Origin of the sequence: Eubacterium sp. ER2 (assembly GCF_000765215.1) — a bacterium.
GTDB classification, from domain to species: domain Bacteria; phylum Bacillota; class Clostridia; order Lachnospirales; family Lachnospiraceae; genus Claveliimonas; species Claveliimonas intestinigallinarum.
Genome location: NZ_JPJE01000073.1, coordinates 1 through 597, shown reverse-complemented (window position 1 = coordinate 597; position 597 = coordinate 1). Strand labels below are relative to the sequence as shown.

The 597-nt window shown below is 46.1% G+C and carries 2 rRNA genes; both read right to left on the bottom strand.

The features are described 5' to 3' along the window. Positions 1 to 80, bottom strand: a 23S ribosomal RNA gene (locus tag NI21_RS0115755); the annotation flags it as partial. Positions 81 to 503: 423 nt separating this feature from the next. Next, positions 504 to 597 (bottom strand): 5S ribosomal RNA (gene rrf, locus NI21_RS16200); the annotation flags it as partial.

The window sequence follows — 597 nt, the reverse complement described above, 5'->3', positions numbered from 1 at the left end:
CGAAGCTTTTCGCAGCTTATCACGTCTTTCATCGGCTCTTAGTGCCAAGGCATCCACCCTGCGCTCTTTCATGCATAACCAACTTGAAGGCCCCCGCAGGAACGGGTTCCTTCCACACATGTATAGCGTTACATGCGTTGGTTCAGGTCAATTTTTTTACTTTGTTTTCTTCAAAGTGGTATCATTACTAATAATGATGTTCGACTTACGTCGAACTAAGTTCACACTAACACTCCTGCTTCCGCACTCGTGAAGTGTTCACTTATACCTCGGATGTCTTGATATTTTCATCAATTTCTTATATGCGGTTTTCAAGGTACATTTCTGACTGACGTTTTATCAGTCATCACATACACAAAATCTCTTTTGCGTATCTGATCACTGGTAAAACCAGCTATCATAACAGCACTGCCCTGCTGATCGGGTTGGCGGCGATAAGTTGTTGCTCATCTGTGCCTGTATCTATATGATCTTCGGCAGCGGATCTGCCTTTTCTTTTTTAATACTGGCGGCCACCTGCTCTCCCACACCGTCTCCAGTGCAGTACCATCGGCCTCCCGGGGCTTAACCATCGTGTTCGGGATGGGTACGGGTGTT